A 538-nucleotide genomic window follows, 5' to 3' on the forward strand; every position below is an offset into this window, starting at 1 on the left:
CACGCTGGCGATCAGCAATGCCACCGCCCGGGCCTTCGGCGACGGCAAGGCGCCGATCATCGACGTCGGCGCCTCCTTCGTCTCCATCGTCGCCGGCGGCACGCGGCTGGACGACCTGGCGGCCCAGATCCATTCCGACGGTTTTGATATCCAGAACCGCGCCGGGCCGGTCACCGTCAAGCTGGAGGCGGGCGGCCTCAACACCGACGTGGCGACGCTGGCGCCGCTGATCACCGGCAAGATCGATGTCGATCTGGCCGGGTCGGTCAGCAAGGACGCCATTGCCATCGACCAGGGCACGCTGCGTTCCGACGCGCTCAACGCTTCGCTGACCGCGACGGTGGCGCTTGCCGACCTGTCGATGCAGCTCAAGATGAACGCGGATGCCGTGGCCACGGCCTTTCCGCCGCAGATCGCCTCGGTGCTCGGCGCTAGGGTGAAATTCTCGGCCAGCGCGGCCCGCGATCCGCAGGGATCCTTCGCCGCCAATTCGATCGAATTCACCTCCGGCACGCTCAGCGCCGCCGGCACGGCCAGC

1 protein-coding gene is annotated in these 538 nt (G+C 68.6%); it reads left to right on the top strand.

Annotated elements, in window-relative coordinates:
* Positions 1 to 538: hypothetical protein (locus EN906_RS36565; protein WP_164777729.1), on the top strand; the 538-nt coding region annotated here is incomplete at both ends.

This window comes from Mesorhizobium sp. M7A.F.Ca.CA.004.06.1.1, assembly GCF_003999135.1.
Classification (GTDB): Bacteria; Pseudomonadota; Alphaproteobacteria; order Rhizobiales; family Rhizobiaceae; genus Mesorhizobium.